Annotated in this window: 18 protein-coding genes and 1 pseudogene; 14 read left to right on the plus strand and 5 right to left on the minus strand. The window is 67.4% G+C overall.

Annotated features, from left to right (window positions below; genetic code table 11):
• Positions 1–16: 16 nt before the first annotated feature.
• On the plus strand, positions 17–703 hold the full coding sequence (locus KSS95_RS18530; RefSeq protein ID WP_217848547.1) for a GntR family transcriptional regulator: 687 nt from the start codon (positions 17–19) through the stop codon (positions 701–703).
• 89 nt (positions 704–792) lie between these two features.
• Here the strand turns inward: KSS95_RS18530 and KSS95_RS18535 are convergent, their stop codons facing one another.
• A complete protein-coding gene (locus KSS95_RS18535) occupies positions 793–1,365 on the minus strand; it encodes an isochorismatase family protein (RefSeq protein WP_217848549.1) in 573 nt (190 codons plus the stop codon).
• Between the two features lie 89 nt (positions 1,366–1,454).
• Between KSS95_RS18535 and KSS95_RS18540 the strand changes: the two genes are divergently transcribed.
• Together KSS95_RS18540 and KSS95_RS18545 are read left to right on the plus strand one after the other, a co-directional pair.
• Entirely contained in the window at positions 1,455–1,898 is a 444-nt protein-coding gene (locus KSS95_RS18540) for a GNAT family N-acetyltransferase (RefSeq protein WP_217848551.1), read from the plus strand.
• Between the two features lie 164 nt (positions 1,899–2,062).
• Positions 2,063–3,058, plus strand: a complete 996-nt coding sequence (locus KSS95_RS18545) for a hypothetical protein (RefSeq protein ID WP_225935528.1) — start codon at positions 2,063–2,065, stop codon at positions 3,056–3,058.
• A 601-nt stretch (positions 3,059–3,659) separates the two neighbouring features.
• On the opposite strand, the gene KSS95_RS18550 is transcribed toward KSS95_RS18545, so the two are convergent.
• Positions 3,660–4,088 carry a PACE efflux transporter gene (locus KSS95_RS18550; RefSeq protein WP_217848553.1) on the minus strand — a complete coding sequence of 143 codons (429 nt, stop codon included), beginning with the start codon at positions 4,086–4,088 and terminating at the stop codon, positions 3,660–3,662.
• A 103-nt stretch (positions 4,089–4,191) separates the two neighbouring features.
• Here KSS95_RS18550 and KSS95_RS18555 point away from each other — a divergent pair, with 103 nt between their 5' ends.
• The 3 genes and pseudogenes from KSS95_RS18555 (at position 4,192) to KSS95_RS24895 (ending at position 7,108) form a co-directional block, all read left to right on the plus strand.
• The gene (locus KSS95_RS18555) at positions 4,192–5,070 is read left to right on the plus strand and encodes a LysR family transcriptional regulator (protein WP_217848555.1); all 879 of its coding nucleotides are present in this window, start codon (positions 4,192–4,194) and stop codon (positions 5,068–5,070) included.
• Positions 5,071–5,221: 151 nt separating this feature from the next.
• Positions 5,222–6,253, plus strand: a pseudogene (locus tag KSS95_RS24890) (HAMP domain-containing protein); the annotation flags it as partial.
• A 114-nt stretch (positions 6,254–6,367) separates the two neighbouring features.
• Positions 6,368–7,108, plus strand: a complete 741-nt coding sequence (locus KSS95_RS24895) for a methyl-accepting chemotaxis protein (protein WP_372239487.1) — start codon at positions 6,368–6,370, stop codon at positions 7,106–7,108.
• 158 nt (positions 7,109–7,266) lie between these two features.
• On the opposite strand, the gene KSS95_RS18565 is transcribed toward KSS95_RS24895, so the two are convergent.
• The 3 genes from KSS95_RS18565 to KSS95_RS18575 form a co-directional block, all read right to left on the minus strand.
• Positions 7,267–8,331 (minus strand): YkvI family membrane protein, encoded by a 1,065-nt coding sequence (locus tag KSS95_RS18565; RefSeq protein WP_217848559.1) that lies wholly within the window; start codon positions 8,329–8,331, stop codon positions 7,267–7,269.
• 85 nt (positions 8,332–8,416) lie between these two features.
• Entirely contained in the window at positions 8,417–8,794 is a 378-nt protein-coding gene (locus KSS95_RS18570; protein WP_217848561.1) for a RidA family protein, read from the minus strand.
• The gene (locus tag KSS95_RS18575; protein ID WP_217848563.1) at positions 8,784–9,944 is read right to left on the minus strand and encodes an NAD(P)/FAD-dependent oxidoreductase; all 1,161 of its coding nucleotides are present in this window, start codon (positions 9,942–9,944) and stop codon (positions 8,784–8,786) included. The genes KSS95_RS18570 and KSS95_RS18575 overlap by 11 nt, the downstream gene beginning before the upstream one ends.
• Before the next feature lie 113 nt (positions 9,945–10,057).
• On the opposite strand from KSS95_RS18575, the gene KSS95_RS18580 reads away from it, so the two are divergent.
• The 8 genes from KSS95_RS18580 to KSS95_RS18615 all read left to right on the plus strand — a co-directional run bounded on the left by KSS95_RS18580 (position 10,058) and on the right by KSS95_RS18615 (position 16,581).
• The gene (locus KSS95_RS18580) at positions 10,058–10,660 is read left to right on the plus strand and encodes a helix-turn-helix domain-containing protein (RefSeq protein ID WP_217848565.1); all 603 of its coding nucleotides are present in this window, start codon (positions 10,058–10,060) and stop codon (positions 10,658–10,660) included.
• Positions 10,661–10,902: 242 nt separating this feature from the next.
• Positions 10,903–11,688 carry a sulfite exporter TauE/SafE family protein gene (locus KSS95_RS18585; protein ID WP_217848567.1) on the plus strand — a complete coding sequence of 262 codons (786 nt, stop codon included), beginning with the start codon at positions 10,903–10,905 and terminating at the stop codon, positions 11,686–11,688.
• Between the two features lie 111 nt (positions 11,689–11,799).
• A complete protein-coding gene (locus tag KSS95_RS18590; RefSeq protein WP_217848568.1) occupies positions 11,800–12,372 on the plus strand; it encodes a biliverdin-producing heme oxygenase in 573 nt (190 codons plus the stop codon).
• Between the two features lie 103 nt (positions 12,373–12,475).
• Positions 12,476–12,952, plus strand: a complete 477-nt coding sequence (locus KSS95_RS24610) for a cupin domain-containing protein (RefSeq protein ID WP_225935529.1) — start codon at positions 12,476–12,478, stop codon at positions 12,950–12,952.
• A 112-nt stretch (positions 12,953–13,064) separates the two neighbouring features.
• Positions 13,065–13,991 carry a 3-oxoacyl-[acyl-carrier-protein] synthase III C-terminal domain-containing protein gene (locus KSS95_RS18600; RefSeq protein WP_225935530.1) on the plus strand — a complete coding sequence of 309 codons (927 nt, stop codon included), beginning with the start codon at positions 13,065–13,067 and terminating at the stop codon, positions 13,989–13,991.
• An 11-nt stretch (positions 13,992–14,002) separates the two neighbouring features.
• Entirely contained in the window at positions 14,003–15,679 is a 1,677-nt protein-coding gene (locus KSS95_RS18605) for a non-ribosomal peptide synthetase (RefSeq protein WP_217848569.1), read from the plus strand.
• Between the two features lie 2 nt (positions 15,680–15,681).
• On the plus strand, positions 15,682–16,116 hold the full coding sequence (locus tag KSS95_RS18610) for a VOC family protein (RefSeq protein WP_217848570.1): 435 nt from the start codon (positions 15,682–15,684) through the stop codon (positions 16,114–16,116).
• Positions 16,117–16,131: 15 nt separating this feature from the next.
• Entirely contained in the window at positions 16,132–16,581 is a 450-nt protein-coding gene (locus KSS95_RS18615) for a GNAT family N-acetyltransferase (protein WP_217848571.1), read from the plus strand.
• The last annotated feature ends 22 nt before the right edge of the window (positions 16,582–16,603 follow it).

Here is a 16,603-nt window from a genome sequence, read left to right on the forward strand (position 1 = left end):
AAGAAGGAGAGCGACCATGAGCGCCTGCGCCCCCCACCTGCCTGCCCTGCTCGGCGTCGGCGAGACCCGCCTGTCGGCCGAGCAGATCTACCCCCGGCTGTTCGACGCCATCCTCGAACAGCGCCTGCCGCCGGGCAGCCCGCTGCCCGAGCAGGCGCTGGGCAACGCCTTCGGCGTCAGCCGCACGGTGATCCGCCGGGTGCTCGGGCGCCTGTCCGATCAGCAGGTGGTGGTGCAACGCCCCAGCCACACCGCGCACCTGGCCGCGCCCGACCCTGAGCAGGCGCGCCAGGTGCTCAGTGCCCGACGCCTGGCCGAGACCACGCTGATCGGCCTGGCTACCCAGCGCGCGCGCCCGGCGCAGATCCGCCAACTGCGCCAACTGGTCGAACGCGAGCGCCAGCACCATGAGCGCGGCGAGCGCTGCACGGCCATTCGCCTGGGCGGCGAGTTCCACATGAAACTTGCGCAAATGGCCGCCAACGCCCCGCTGGCGCGCTTTCTCGACGGCCTGGTGCCAATGACCTCGCTGATCATCGCCCGCTATGAGTCACCTTGCTGCGAGCACTGCGCCTGGCAGGAGCACGCGGCGATCATCGATGCGGTGGAGCGCGCCGACGAGGCCTGCGCCCTGGCCCTGATGCACGAGCATCTGGACCGCCTGGAAGCCAAGCTCGACCTCGATCAGAACGGCTGCGCGTAGCGCTTGCGCGACCACGTGCTCGGCCTGCACCACCCAGCCGGCGCGCACTGCAAGGCCCCCGACGCTGCACCCCGGCAACGCGTGCAGCATCATCCGCCAGTCGGGCTGGCCGCGCTGAAGCCCAGGGCGTCGACCCCGGCCAGGATCTGCACCTCGTCACCCAGCGACCACTCCGCCGCCCGCGCCGCCAGGGCGGCTGGCACCCCTGGCGAGCCGCCCGGCCCCGGCGGCACGTCATAGGTGGCATGGGCATCGTGGGGCAGCAGCACATCGAACCCCCGTTGCAGCGCGGCACGCGCGGTAGCGGCCAGGCACATGTCCGAAAGCACCCCGCACAGGGCCAGCCGGCGAACGCCAAGCGCGTTCAGCAGCGCTTGCAGTTCGGTTTCGCCAAAGCCGTCGTCCTCGGTCTTGAACAGCAGGTGCTCTCCCCGAACAGGCGCGAAGTACAGTTGCCAGCCCGCGCTGTGCGGGGCGTCCGGGCTACCAGGCGCCCCGTCGTTCTGCAGGAAGACCACCGGCACCCCGGCCTGGCGGGCGCGGGCCAGCAGGCGGGCGATGCTCGCCTGCAAGGCCAGGTGTGCAGGCACCGCATCGGCACCCTCCATGAACGCGCACTGCACATCCACCAACAGCAGGGCATCGGCCTTGGCAAGGGTCATCGGTGCTCCAAAGGTCGCAAGAGAAGTGCCGAGCATAGCCTAATGCCGTACCCTGTCCGGCGTTTCCACCACAGAGCCTTGGAGGGCTTATGAACCACAGCATCGCGCCGGTTGGCGCGGAACACTTCGATCGGCTTGCCGATCTCTGGGAAGCCTCGGTGCGGGCAACCCATGACTTTCTCCCCGAGGGCTATATCGAGCGCTTGAAGCCGCTGGTGCGCGAGCAGTACCTGGGCTTTGTCCAGCTGCGGGCCTGGCGCGATGCCCAGGGGCAGATCCAGGGCTTTGCCGGGGTGCATGACGGCAAGCTGGAAATGCTCTTCGTCGACCCGGCGTGCCGGGGCCAGGGCATCGGCAAGGCGCTGCTGGCCCAGGTGATCGAGGAGCTGGGCGTGCGGGAGGTCGATGTCAACGAGCAGAACCCGCAGGCGGTGGGCTTCTACCTGAAGCACGGGTTCGTCCAGGCCGGGCGCAGCGAAGTCGATGGCCAAGGCGACCCCTACCCATTGCTGCAACTGAAACTGGAGCACTGAACATGCCTTGCCAACCTGCAAAGGGGGCCGCTCTGCGGCCCATCGCAGGGCGAGCCCGCTCCTACCGGTATTGCCCAGTACCGGTAGGAGCGGGCTTGTCTGGCGCCCCGTCCAGCAGGACGAACCTATACTGCCGATAGCCCCTTTTCTGGGAGGCCGTCGGCGTGAAACCCAGCCTGGTGATTGTCCTACTGTGCCTGTTGCTGGCCCTGGCCGGCTGCGCCGGCAAACGCCCGCCCGCCCCGCCGCCGCCGCAGAACCTGCCGCCAGCCGTGTGGCAGCGCATCGACCAGGACATCGTCGAGGCCTCGGTTGCCGCCGCAGGCTCGGCCAACGACTATGCCCGGCGCTCGATGCGGGTGTGGAAAGAGCAAGTTCAGCAACGTACCGAGAACGATTTCATCCCCTGGTTCACCGGCTACTGGACCCAGCAATGGCTCACCCTCAAGGTGGCCTGGTACAAGATGAACAGCGGCAACGGCCAGGCGCCGCCGGAAAAACGCCTGGGCCTGTACCTGCAGGAACAATACCGCCAGCGGGTGATCGAGCCGGTGGCCGAGCAGATCAACCCCGAAGGCATTCGCGACCGCGCCAGCGAGCTGTACCTGCAACTGCTCGGCCAGCAATTGCCGGCGATCATCCAGCGCTACAACGCACCGCCCGAGCAGTTCAGCCAGCGCCTCAACCGCATCCCGATCATCGCCCTGGGCCCGCCGCCGGCGCGCAACGCCTCGCTCTATCAACTGCTGCGGGCCCAGTCGCTGGCGCAGCAACCGGCCTGGCAGTCGCTGCGCCAGCACCTGCACCAGCAGGCCGCCAAGGCGCCCGGGCAGACCGAGGCGGGGCTGTCGTCGGTGGCCACCCAGGCCAGCGAGAAGCTCGGTGCCACGCTGGCCCCGCGCGGTGCGGCCAGCGCCATCGCCGCCGCGGTGGGCAAGGCGGCGGGGGCGTTGATCTCGGTGGCGGCAACCGGTTACGGGCTGATCACCCATGACCGTGAGCAGCCACAGATGGTCGAGCAGTTGCGGGTGATCCTCAATGTGGCGCTGAACCAGGAATGGCGGGAGCTGATGGAGAACCGCCAGAGCGGCGCCATGGCCGGGGTGTATTACTTGTCGGGGCAGGTGGAGGACAGTTTGCTGGGCAACCGAGCGCCCTGACCCGAAGCCGACACGCCCCTGTAGAAGCGGCCTTGCGTCGCGAAAAGGGCTGCGCAGCAGCCCCTGGATTTCAGCCCTTATGCAAAGATCGCCGGGGCCGGCGCCTACGCCGGTTGCGGCCCTGCAATGTCCGTAGCCGGCCTTGCTGGCGAGCCAGGCGACGCGGTGGATGGCACCGGCTACGCCGGTGTTCGCCGGCTACGCCGGCTCCTACGCCGATTACGGCCTGCAATGCCCGTAGGAGCCAGCCTTGCTGGCGAACCAGGCGATGCGGAGGATGGCACCGGCAACGCCGGTGTTCGCCGGCAAGGCCGGCTCCTACGCCGATTATGGCCTGCAACACCCGTAGCCAGCTTGCTGGCGAGCCAGGCGATGCGGAGGATGGCACCGGCAACGCCGGTGTTCGCCGGCAAGCCGGCTCCTACGCCGATTACGGCCTGCAATGCCCGTAGGAGCCAGCCTTGCTGGCGAACCAGGCGATGCGGAGGATGGCACCGGCAACGCCGGTGTTCGCCGGCAAGGCCGGCTCCTACGCCGATTACGGCCTGCAATGCCCGTAGGCCAGCTTGCTGGCCAGTGGCTGGCACCGGCCATGCCGGTGTCAGGCCGCCGCCATGGCCGAGGTCGGCAGGCCGAAGATCCGGTCGAACGCCCAGTTGTAGAGGAAGGTGTAGCAAGGGATCAGGATGATGAACGCCAGGTCCACCACGAACGCCTCCAGCAAGCTCATGCCCAGCCACCAGGCGATCAGCGGGATCAGGTACACCACCAGGGTCAGCTGGAAACCAACCGCATGGGCCACCCGCCGCGCCACGCTGCGCCCGCGGGTGGCCTGGCGGCTTTCCCAGTACTCGAACAGGCTGTTGTAGATGAAGTTCCAGGCCATGGCGATGGTGGTGATCATCACCGCCAGGGGGCCGGTGTGCGAGGCCTGGGTATCGGACAGGTAGGCCAGCCCCAGGGTCGACATGCACAGGCCGATCAGTTCATAGAAGGTCACGTAGACCAGTTTGCGTTTGAGTCCTTGCACGGGGGTTACCTTGACTGCGGGTTTCACGAAAGGCGCGCAGGATGCATCAATGGTCTTGACAGAAAAAGTTGGCAGCTTTCAGATTTACTGAAAGGAGACTGCCATGAACTTTTCCAGCGACACCATCCTGCTGTTCCTCGCCGTGCTCGACCGCGGTTCGTTTTCCGCTGCCGCCCGGGCCTGCGGGCGCGTGCCCTCGGCGGTCAGCATGGCCATCGGCAACCTCGAGGCGGAGCTGGGCTACCCGCTGTTCCTGCGCGGCTCGCGCGAGGCGCGCCCCACCGCCCAGGCCCAGGCCCTGGAACCCCACGCGCGGTTGATCGCCGAGCAACTGGGCCTGCTGCAGGTGCATGCCCTGGAGCTGTCCCGCGGGCTGGAAAGCAGCCTGGCCATCGCCGTGGTGCCGGATATCGACCAACGCCCGCTGCTCACGGCCATCAGCCGCCTGGGCGAGCGCTACCCACTGCTGGACATCGAGCTGCTGGCCGCGCCCCAGGAGGAGGCCCTGCAACTGCTCGACAGCGGCCGGGTCAACCTGTGCCTGGCCTTTGCCGGGTTGCAGGTCGATGCCCGGCGCAGCTTCCAGTACATCGCCATGGAGTCATTGGTGGCCACCCTGTCGCCCCACCACCCTGCCCTGCGCGAAGGGCGTATCCGCCACCTCGAGGACCTGGTCAGCCTGCGCCAGATCCTGGTCCGCAGCCGCGACCTGCCGTTGTCCGACCCCCGCTCGTTGATCGGCACCTCGCACTGGCGCACCGACAGCCTCGACCTGGCGGTGCAGATGGTCGAGGCCGGCCTGGGCTGGGGCGACCTGCCGTTGTCGCGGATCGCCCCGGCGCTGGCCGCCGGGCGCCTGGTGCGCCTGCGCTTCCAGAACACCCGCAACGAGCTGCAACTGCCGGTGCACGCCTTCTGGCTCAAGCAGCAAGCCCTCGGCCAGGCCGCCCGGGCCTTGGTCGGCTTGCTGTCGCCGCAATAATTTGTCACGACCTTATGGCGTATCCGCCAACAACTGCGACATTTAGTCTTTCAACATTTTTCAAAAGCGGCCGATAACCGTGGCAACAGGTCCCGCCACTCGTGCCACAAGCGCGCGGCGCCCTCCTTTCACTGGCTCAAGGTCTCGAAACATGAACCTGAAATTCCGCCACAAGATCCTGCTCAGTGCCTGCGCCGTCGTGGTCCTGGCCTTCGCGCTGTTCACCCTCTACAACGATTACCTGCAACGCAACACCATCCGCCAGAACATCGAGTCGTCGGTGCGTCAGGCTGGCGCGCAAACCGCCAGCAGCGTGCAGAACTGGATGAGCGGGCGCATCCTGGTGCTGGAAAACCTGGCCCAGGACATCGCCCAGCAAGGCGCTGGCAACAACGTGCCGGGGCTGGTCGACCAGCCGTCGTACACCAGCAACTTCCAGTTCACCTACTTCGGCCAGAACACCGGCCTGTTCACCCAGCGCCCCGACGCCAAGATGCCTGACGGCTACGACCCGCGTCAGCGCCCCTGGTACACCCAGGCCGTGGCCGCCAACCAGACCATGCTGACCCCGCCCTACATGGCCGCGGTCGGTGGCCTGGTGGTGACCATCGCCATGCCGGTCAAGGCCAAGTCCAGCGGCGAGCTGATCGGCGTGGTCGGCGGCGACCTGAGCCTGAACACCCTGGTCGACATCATCAATGCCGTGGACTTCGGTGGCCTGGGCCACGCGTTCCTGGTGGACCGTAATGGCCAGGTGATCGTCAGCCCGGACAAGGACCGGGTGATGAAGAACCTCAAGGACATCTACCCAGGCTCGCCGCTGCGGGTGGAAACCGGCATCCAGGAAGTCAGCCTCGATGGCAAGGACCGCATCATCTCCTTCGCCCCGGTGGACGGCCTGCCGTCGGCACAGTGGTACATCGGCCTGTCGATCGACAAAGAAAAGGCCTACGCCCCGCTGAGCCAGTTCCGCACCTCGGCCATCATCGCCATGCTCATCGCCGTGGCCGTCATCGCCGGCCTGCTGGGCCTGCTGATCCCGGTGCTGATGCGTCCGCTGACCACCATGGGCCGCGCCATGCAGGACATCGCCGAAGGTGAAGGCGACCTGACCCGCCGCCTGACCGTCGAGCAGAAGGACGAGTTCGGCGAACTGGCCACCTCGTTCAACCGCTTCGTCGAGCGTATCCACGCCTCGATCAGCGAAGTGTCCTCGGCCACCCGCCTGGTCCACGACCTGTCGGAAAAAGTCGTCGGTGCCTCCAACGCCTCGCTGTCTGGCTCCGAAGAGCAGAGCATGCGCACCAACAGCGTCGCCGCGGCGATCAACGAGCTGGGCGCCGCCACCCAGGAAATCGCCCGCAACGCCGCCGATGCCTCGCAGCACGCCAGCGGCGCCAGCGAGCAGGCCAACGGTGGCCGCGAAGTGGTCGAGGAAGCGATCAGCGCCATGACCGCGCTGTCCGAGCGCATCAGCGAGTCGTGCGAGCAGATCGAGACCCTCAACGCCAGCACCGACGAGATCGGCAAGATCCTCGACGTGATCAAGGGCATTTCCCAGCAGACCAACCTGCTGGCGCTCAACGCCGCGATCGAGGCGGCCCGTGCCGGTGAAGCCGGCCGTGGCTTCGCCGTGGTCGCCGACGAGGTGCGCAACCTGGCCCACCGGACCCAGGAATCGGCCGAAGAAATCCACCGCATGATCACCAGCCTGCAGGTGGGCTCGCGCGAGGCGGTGCACACCATGAACACCAGCCAGGTGTCCAGCGAGCAGACCGTGCAGGTGGCCAACCAGGCCGGCGAGCGCTTGGCCAGCGTGACCCAGCGCATCGGCGAGATCGACGGCATGAACCAGTCGGTGGCCACCGCCACCGAGGAACAGACCGCCGTGGTCGAGAGCCTGAACCTGGACATCACCCAGATCAACGCGCTGAACCAGCAAGGGGTGGAGAACCTCAACGAAACCCTGCGCCACTGCGACGCCCTGAGCCAGCAGGCCGGGCGCCTGAAGCAGCTGGTGGGCAGCTTCCGCATCTAAGCCACCCGTTTCGCCGGCAAGGCCGGCTCCTACGGCAGTCGCGCCCCTGCAACCCGTAGGAGCCAGCCTTGCTGGCGAACCCAGGCGACGCGGTGGCTGGCCGGCCGGCTCCTACAGCAATCCCGTGTAGGCGTCGGCCTTGCCGGCGAAGACGCCGGTCAAACCACCGCCACCCTCCCCGCCTTGCCCCGCCGCAGCCAGCCCACCAGCACCGCCACCATCAGCACCAGCCCCAGGTAGCCGAACAGCGGATACACCTGCCCCACCAGGCTGATGAACCCCACCAGGCTGCACGCGAACCCCACGCCCCCGGTCACCACCGCCGCCCAGCGAAACTTCGCCGTGCCTGCCGGCAGCAACCGCGACAGGAACGAGAACAGCGTGCCCACGGCGGTGTTGACGATCATGCCGAAGATGATCAGGCACATCAGCAACCCCAGCAGCGGCGACACCTCGCTGGCAATCGACAGCATCGGCATCGGCAAGGCGGCCACGCTGTCCAGGCGCGACAGCAACCCCGCGCTCATCACCAGCATCAAGCCGCCCAGCGCCGCGCCACCGAGCAGGCCGCCGACCACCGCCACCCGGCCCGTGCGCGCCGAGCCGCCGAGAATCGCCAGGATCGGCGCCCCGGCGACGATGTTGTAGGACACATACAGGAACGCCCCGAGCAACCAATGCCGCGCGCCGGCCACCTGCTGGCTGGCCAGCTGGTCGAGGGCGGCGAAGCTCTGGCTGCGGCTGCACACGGCGTACAAGGCGATGGCCGATGCCACCAGGATCAACAGCGGGGTGATCGCGCCGATGGCGACCATGACCTTTTGCACCTCCAGGCAGACGATGGCCACCACCAGCACGGTGACCAGCACGCTGCCGGCCAGCGCCGCAATGCCGAACTGCTGCTCGAGCAAGGCGCCGCCCCCGGCGAGCATGACCACGGTCACGCCGAACATGAAGAAGGTGATGAGCCAGTCGACGAAACGGCCCAGGTGACGGCCGCAGATGGCCTCGATGACGGCCTTGTGCGAAGTGGCCCGCAGGCGGTTGCCCAACCCGGCCAGGGCCATGCCGAGGAAGGTGAACAAGGCGGCGCTGACCAGCGCGCCGACCAGGCCCCACAGGCCGAAATCGACGAAGAACAACAGCAGTTCCCGCCCGGACGCGAAGCCCGCCCCCACGATCACGCCGACGAATGCGCCGGCGATCTTCAGCTGCTCTTGCATGTGCACCTCTGGTTCTTATTGTTGTATCGCGCTCAGGGTAGGAGCCGGCTTGCCGGCGATGGGCCGCGGCGCGGCCCTGGGTCATTCACGCCTGGCCGAGATAGGCCTGCACCTCGATTTCCACATCCACCCCCAGCGCCAGCGCCGAGGCCACGGTCGAACGCACCGGCAACGCCGCGCCGAAGAATGCCTTGTACACCTCGTTGAAACCGGCGAAGTGGCTCATGTCCGACAGCCACACGGTGGCTTTCACCACCTGGTCGAAACCCGCGCCGCAGGCTGCCAGGCTCTCGCCGATACGCTCACAGGCGGCGCGGGTCTGGGCCTGGATATCGCCCTTGACCACCTCGCCATCGGCGTTCATCGGGATCTGCCCGGACAGGAACAGGAAGCCACCGGCTTTCACCGCGCGGGAGAAAGGAAACGGCAGGCTGCTGGGAAAACGCTGGATGTCATTGCTCATGGGTAGTCTCCATGGAAGGTTGGCTGAAACGTGCCGGGGACAGCCGAGCAGGCTCGACGCCCTGGCGGACAAGGCTGGCACACAGCGGCTGGCCCAGCAGCAGGTCGGCGGCCAGGCGCGAGGCCCCGGCAGCGGACTGGATGCCATAGCCGCCCTGCGCGGCCAGCCAGAAGAACGCCGGTGCCAGCGGGTCGAAGCCGATCACCAGGTCGCCATCGGCGACGAACGAGCGCAGGCCCGCCCAGCTGTGGCTCGGGCGGCGGATCTCGAGGGTGGTCATGGCTTCGATGTTGTAGATGCCCAGGGCCAGGTCCAGCTCTTCCGGGGCGGCGTCCTGGGGCTCGACCGGGTCGGCGTTGGCCGGTGAGCCGAGCAACTGGCCGGCGTCGGGCTTGAAGTAGAAGCTCTCGTCGACCCCGATCACCGCCGGCCAACGGGCGAAGTCGTGCTGGGCGGGGCCAGGGAAGGTGAAGGCGCTGCGCCGGCAGGGTTGCAGGCCAACCCTGGCCACGCCGCACTGCTCGGCCACCTGGTCGGCCCAGGCCCCGGCGGCGTTGACCAACTGCCGCGCGCGCAGTCGGCTGCCATCGGCCAGCTCGATCTGCCACAGCGGGTCCAGGTAATGGGCCCGGGCCACTTCGGCGTTGCAGCGCAGTTCGCCACCGGCCTGGCGGAAACCGCGCAGGAAGCCCTGGTGCAGGGCATGCACGTCCAGGTCCATGGCGCCGGTTTCGTGCACCGCCCCGGCCAGCCGTTCAGCGCGCAGGCTCGGCACCAGTGCCAGCGCCGCCTCGCGGTCGAGCAGGCGGACGGCGGTGCCGTTGGCCAGGTTCTGCGCGTAGGTCGCCTCCAGCAGGTCGCGTTGCGCAAGGTCGGCCACATACAGGCAGCCGCGCGGTTCCAGCAGCGGATGCTCGCAGAAACCCGTCGGCGGCTGCTGGTAGAACGCCCGGCTGGCGCGAGTCAGCGCCTGGATCTGCGGGGTGCCGTAGGCCTCCATGAACATCGCCGCCGAGCGCCCGGTGGAGTGGTAGCCCGGCTGCGCCTCGCGCTCGAGCATCAGCACCTGGCGCTGGCCGGCCAGGCGGTAGCCCAGGGAAGCACCGGCAATGCCGGCGCCAATGATCAAGGTGTCGTGGATCGGTCCCATGCGCGTTCCTGTCGGGCTAATTATCATTTGTGAGAATTCTAATATATGAGAATTTCGGATTGTGCAAGCCGACACGGTAAGATGCCCGACCAAAGACCTGCCTGAGTACCCCGATGCCCGACACCCCCGCCACCGGCCCCCAACTCGACCGCAGCGCGGTCGGCGCGCGCCTGCGCCAGCTGCGCAAGCGCCGGCAGATGACCCTCAAGCAACTGTCGGCGCAAAGCGGCGTGCCGCTGTCGACCTTGTCGAAGATGGAGCTGGCGCAGGTGTCGGTAAGCTACGAGAAACTGGCCGCGGTCGCCCGCGCGCTGAACCTGGACATCGCCCAGCTGTTTCGCGCCAGCAGCCCGAGCGTGGCGGCGCAACCGGCCAGCGTGGTGGTCGACTCGCTAAGCGCCGTGGCCGGTTACGCCACCGGCACCTACGACTACTACCCGCTCGCCGGGGCTTTCCCGGAACGGCGCATGACCCCGGCCTATGCCCGCATCATCGCCCGCGAACGCGGCCAGTTCGCCGATTTCATCCGCCACCCTGGGCAGGAGTTCGCCATGGTCATCAGCGGGCGGGTGCGCATCGAGTTCGAGACCGGCGAGGCGGTGAGCATCGGGCCGCAGGAGACTGCCTATTTCGACAGCCAGGTGGGGCATATCTACCTGTCGGAGAGCGAGGATGGCGGCGATGCGCAGGTGATGGTGGTGATGACCGATCGTTGACGATCTGGGCCTTGTAGGAGCGGTCTTGTGCCGCGAAAGGGCTGCGCAGCGGCCCCGGCGATCTTTGCCCAATACGGAAATCCTGGGGCCGCTGCGCAGCCCTTCGCGACGCTCCTACAGGAAGAGGCGCAGGCCGCCAGCGAGCGGTTATAACCTAATAACGAACAAGTCTATTTGGCTATAAAAAAATCTATATGCTGGGCAGCATCCGATCACGGGCAAAGCTGGGCGTCGAGTAGCGTATGGATGTAGGTTCTTTCGGTTTCACCATTGCCGGGCTGGTTGTCGGTTTCATCGTCGGCATGACCGGCGTCGGCGGCGGCTCGCTGATGACCCCGATCCTGCTGTGGTTCGGCATCAACCCAGCCACCGCTGTGGGCACCGACCTGCTCTACGCCGCCATCACCAAGGCCAGTGGCGTCTGGGTGCATGGCCGCAACAAGAACATCGACTGGAAGATCACCGGCTGGCTGAGCCTGGGCAGCGTGCCCGCGGCAGCCCTGACCCTGTGGTTCCTCAGCACCCTGCACGCCGACACCTCGGCGCTCAACGCCATCATCAAGCAAGGCCTGGCGGTGGTGCTGATCCTCACGGCCCTGGCGATCCTGTTCAAGTCCAAGCTGCAGGCCTTCGCCAGCAAGCACGCCGGCGATCACTACCACCTCAGCGACCGCACCCTGAACACCCTCACCGTGGTCACCGGCGTGGTGCTGGGGGTGATGGTCACCCTCACCTCCATCGGCGCCGGCGCCCTGGGCACCGTGGCGCTGTTCCTGCTCTACCCGTTCCTGGTCACCCGCCGCCTGGTCGGCACCGAGATCGCCCACGCCGTGCCGCTGACCCTGGTCGCCGGCCTGGGCCACGCCGGCATGGGCAACATGGACTGGTCGCTGCTGGGCTACCTGCTGCTGGGTTCGCTGCCGGGGATCTACCTGGGCAGCCACCTGACCGGGCGCATCTCCGACCGGGTGCTGCGGCCATGCCTGGCGACCATGCTGTTGCTGATCGGCTACAAGCTGGCGTTCTGAGGCGACGGCTGATGGTGGCACCGGCTGCGCCGGTGTGCGCCGGCAAGGCAGGCCAGGACAGGCAGGTAGCGATCTGTCACTATCGGCCCTCGCCCGCCAGATTCCCCAGCCATGCCTGATACGCCCCAATCGTTGCTGCTCGCCCTGCGCGCAGCCACCCGTGCCAGCCACAAGCGGCTAGAGGCGCGCCTGCCGTTTTTCAGCGCAGGCTTCGACCTGGCGCGCTACCGCGACCTGATGGCCGCCTACCACGGCTTCCACGCGCCACTGGAGGCCCGCCTGGCCGGCTACCAGGGGCGCGAGCGCGCCAAGACTCCAGCCCTGGCCCAGGACCTGCGCAGCCTTGGCGTCGAGCTCGAGGCCTTGCCGCGCTGCCAGCAGCTGCCGCGGATCGATGACGAGGCCAGTGCCCTGGGGGTGATGTACGTGCTCGAGGGTTCCACCCTCGGCGGCCAGGTGCTCAAGCAGGCCATGGCCGAACGCCTGGGCATCGACGCGGCCAGCGGCGGCGCTTTTCTCGACGTCTACGGCCCGCTGACCGGCACGCACTGGCGCAGCTTCCTCGGCAGGCTCGGCGCCTTCGCCCACCAGCCCGACAGCGAAGCCCGGGCGCTGCAGGCCGCAGTGGCCACCTTCGAATGCTTCGAGCACTGGCTCGAGCAGCGCAACACCTTGCTCGACTAGCCACGCCACAGGCGTTTGACATCGCTTTGCCAGCAGACTATCTTCGCGTGCTTTTTTTTGAAAAGCCCATGGAAGAATAAGAGTTGCCAAGGAGGCAATACGCGTGTCTCGCCTGTCCGCAATCCCTCTCGCCTGTGTGTTGCTCGCCGCCAGTTCGGCCGTTTTCGCCAGCACCGGCAGCGCCCCTGCAGCGCCATCCCCCAGCACCCTGTCGATCCCGCGCAGCGTGCCGGCCAGCGTGCCGTCCGTGACCACCCCGGACACCTCCGAATTCTATACGGCGCTCAAGGGCACCCATTACAGCTACCGCTGCCTCTCGCCCTTCACCGCCCCCGGTGAACAGGCCGCGGTCGAGGTCTGCGAAATCCCGCCGGTGGAGCTGCAACTGCACGGCTGGCCCGAGACCGAAGTCATCCAGCTGATCAGCGGGCAAGTCCAGATCAGCGAAGCCGATGGCACCCAGAAGCACTACCAGGCCGGCGATATCTTCGTCCTGCCACAAGGTTTCAAGGGCATCTGGAAACAGCCGGGCACCATCACCAAGGTGACGGTCCGCCACCCGCTGTACTGGAAAGACTGACCCACTGATAACCCCACACCCGCCGCCACCCGGCGCCGGGTGCCTGCGCTCGCATCCCCTCGGCAGCGTTGGCGCGGGCTTGCCTTCACCCTTTGAACAAGATGAGCGAATCGTGACCCCAACCGTTTACCTGGGCGGCATCGCCTGTGAAACCGGCCAAGCCGTGGACATCGAAGCGGCGCAGATGGCGCCACAGACACGCGCGCTGCTGCAATCGGCAGCCAATGGCGTGCGCTGTTTTTCCCATCACCCTGGCCAGCCCTGGGAGCTGGTGACCCGCGCGGTGACCCGTGCCTTGGCCGACAGTGGCCGCCAGCCCGGCGACATCGGCGCGGTGCTGCTGGTATCGGGCCAGCTCGATGCCCAGAACACCCTCGACGCCCAGTGGCTCGCCGAGCTCGGCCGCACCCTGCACATGCAGACCGTGCCGTTCTACAGCGTCGGCCTGGCCGGCTGCGCGGGCTTTCATGCCGGCCTGAAACTGGCCGCGGCGCTGACTGCCAGCGGCGAGGCCGAGCAGGTGCTGCTGGTCACCTTCGACCAGGCCGGCGACGCCCTGCAACGGGTGTATGGCGAGGGCAGCGACTTCGTCTACGTCACCGGCGACGCTGCCGCGGCCTGCGTTGTCAGCCGCGAGCCGACCCGCATGCAGTACGCCCTGCGCGGCAAGGTGCAGTACAGCGCCAACACCGAGCAGATCGAGCACTTCTCCAACGACACCGACATGCGCAGCATCGCCGCGCTGGTCAAGCAGGCCTGCCAGCAAGCCGAGCTCGCCCCGCGCGCTGTGCAGCATTTCATTTGCAACAACTACACCCTCGAGGCGACCCGGCTGTTCTGCCAGCTGGCCGGTATCAGCTTCAGCAAGGCGGTGACCGCGCCGTTGGCCCGCCATGCCCACTGCTTCAGCGCCGACAACCTGATCAACCTCAGCCACCTGCACAGCGCAGGCACGCTGCAAGCGGGCGAGCATGCCTTGCTGTTCAGCACCGGGCCGTTCCAGCTGGGGGCGTGCCTGGTCACGCGCCTGGACGCCTGAGGGCCGCGCCGATGACTTGCGTAATCCAGCGCTTGTACGCCAGCGCCCAGCGCCACCCACGCCAGCCCGCCCTGATTGCCGGCGAGCAACAGCTCGACTACGCCGGGTTGCTGGCCCGGGTCGAGGCCATGGCGGCGCAGTTGCAGGACCAGGTTGCCCGCGAGCATGGCCGGGCCATCGCGCCCACCGACAAGATCGGCCTGTCCCTGGGCAAGGGCATCGACCTGTATGTCGCGCTGCTGGCCATCCTGCGCACGGGCGCCAGCTATGTGCCGATCGACCCGGCCTTGAACGAAGACAGCCGCCAGCAGTTGCGCGAGCGCTGCCGCTGCGCGTTGGTGCTGACCCCGCAGTGGTTGCAAGCCCATGGCCAGGCCGACCTCCCCGCCCCTGCGCCAGCGGCCAGCATTGCCAGCGACATCGCCTACACCATCTTCACCTCGGGCTCCACCGGGCGCCCGAAAGGGGTCAGCGTCACTCACCTGAGCCTGCTCAACCTGGTCGACTGGGCCATCGCGGCCTTCGACCTGGGCCCAGGCGCGCGGGTGCTGCAGTACTCGACCATCAACTTCGATGCCTCGGTGCTGGATATCTTCCCGACCCTGCTCAGCGGCGCCGCCTTGTGCATCGCCAGCGACCAGGAGCGGATGTCCGAAGCCGCGCTGGCGGCCTTCTGCGCCCGCCACGGCGTGACCCAGGCGTTTCTGCCGCCACCGCTGCTGACCATCTTCGACCCCGCCCGCTTCCCCAGCCTGGCCACCGTGCTGACCGGCGGCGAAGCCTGCCACCCGCGCGCCATCGAGGCCTGGTCGCAGGGCCGACGCCTGTACAACCTCTATGGCCCGACCGAGGCCACGGTGCTGGTCAGCTGCAAGCGCATGGGCGCCAACACCGCCGCGCAGAACATCGGCCAGGCGATCGGTGGCGTGCGCCTGTACGTGCTCGACGAACAGCAGCGCCCGGCCGAACAGGGCGAGCTGCATATCGCCGGCCTGGCCCTGGCCGCCGGCTACCTGGACGACCCTGCCAGCAGCGCCGAGCGCTTTATCAGCCTGCCGGCCCTGGACGCCTCGCGGCTGTACCGCAGCGGTGACCTGGTGCAGCGCGGCGCCGACGGCGAAATCCACTTCCTCGGCCGCCTCGACCGGCAGGTGAAGGTGCGCGGCTATCGTATCGAGCTGGAGGAAATCGAAGCGGCGCTGCAGCGCCTGGGCTACCAGGAAGTGGCGGTGACCGCCGACCCGCAGGCCGGGCTGGTGGCCTATATCGTCGCGCCAGCGCCCTTGAGCAGCCCACAGCTGCGCGACCAGTTGGGCCAGCACTTGCCGGACTACAAGGTGCCCCAGCAGGTGGTGCGCCTGGCGGCCATGCCCTACAAGCCCAACGGCAAGGTCGACCTGGGCCAGTTGCCCGCTCAGGTTCCGGCCGCGCAAGCGCAGGCCGGCAGCCAAGACCACGGCGACACCTTCGCGCGCCTGGCCGAGCTCTGGGCCAACGAATTGCACGTGCCGCTGGCCTCGCTGAGCCCGGCGTCGGATTTCCGCGCCTTGGGCGGTTCGTCGATCAACATCATGCACCTGTTGTCCGCGGTGGAAACCGAGTTCGGCGAGCTGGTCGACTTCATCGATTTCCTCGAAACCCCCACCCTTGCCTTCCTCACCCACACCCTTGCAAGCCGGAGCCAGTAATCATGCTTGAGACACTCAACCACGTAGGCCTCACCGTCCTGAACATCGAAGAAACCCTAGCCTTCTACCGCCAGCTGACCTGCGTGGAAGTCTACGAAGAGGCGGTCCGCATCAGCGGCGACGGCGTGGGCCAGGTCATCAATGTGCACAAGCCCGACTACACCTCGTGCATGGTGCGCATCGGCCAGCGCGACTTCGAGCTGATCGAGCATCACAGCTCCAAGGGCCGTCATATCATTTCCCAGCACAACGACTCCGGCGGCATCCACCTGGCGTTCATGGTCGACAACATCGACGAGGTGTTCGCGCGGGTCAAGGCCATGGGCATCACCCCCACCACCGAGCAGCCCTACACCGCCCGCGAGCTGGAAGGGTACCGGGCGTTCTTCTTCCGCGACATCAACAACGTGCAGATCGAAATCGGCCAGATCCACTGAAGACGAGACCCAGCCATGCCCATCATTGCCTGTGAACTGCAACACCTCGATGCCGCCGCGGACCTGTTCAACCAGTACCGCATGTTCTATGAGGAAGCCGACGACCTGCCGACCGCCCGGGCGTTTCTGCAAAAGAACCTGGAAACCGGCAACTCGCGGATCTTCCTGCTGCAGGATGACAACGACCAGGCGATCGCCTTCGCCCAGCTGTACCCGGCCACCTGCTCGCTGGCGATGAAGCGCTTCTACTGGCTGTACGACCTGTTCGTGGTGCCCCACGCCCGCCGCGGCGGCCATGCACGCACGCTGATGAACCACCTCAGCGCCACCTTCAAGGCCGAAGGCGCCCAGCGCCTGAGCCTGGACACCGCGCGCAGCAACACAGCGGCGCAGGCCCTGTACGAGTCACTGGGCTACCAGGCCGAACAGGACTTCATCACCTACCACCAGATGTTGAACGACTGAGGCGCAGGGTCACTGGGCGCTG

This window comes from Pseudomonas muyukensis (genome assembly GCF_019139535.1).
Taxonomy (GTDB): Bacteria; Pseudomonadota; Gammaproteobacteria; order Pseudomonadales; family Pseudomonadaceae; genus Aquipseudomonas; species Aquipseudomonas muyukensis.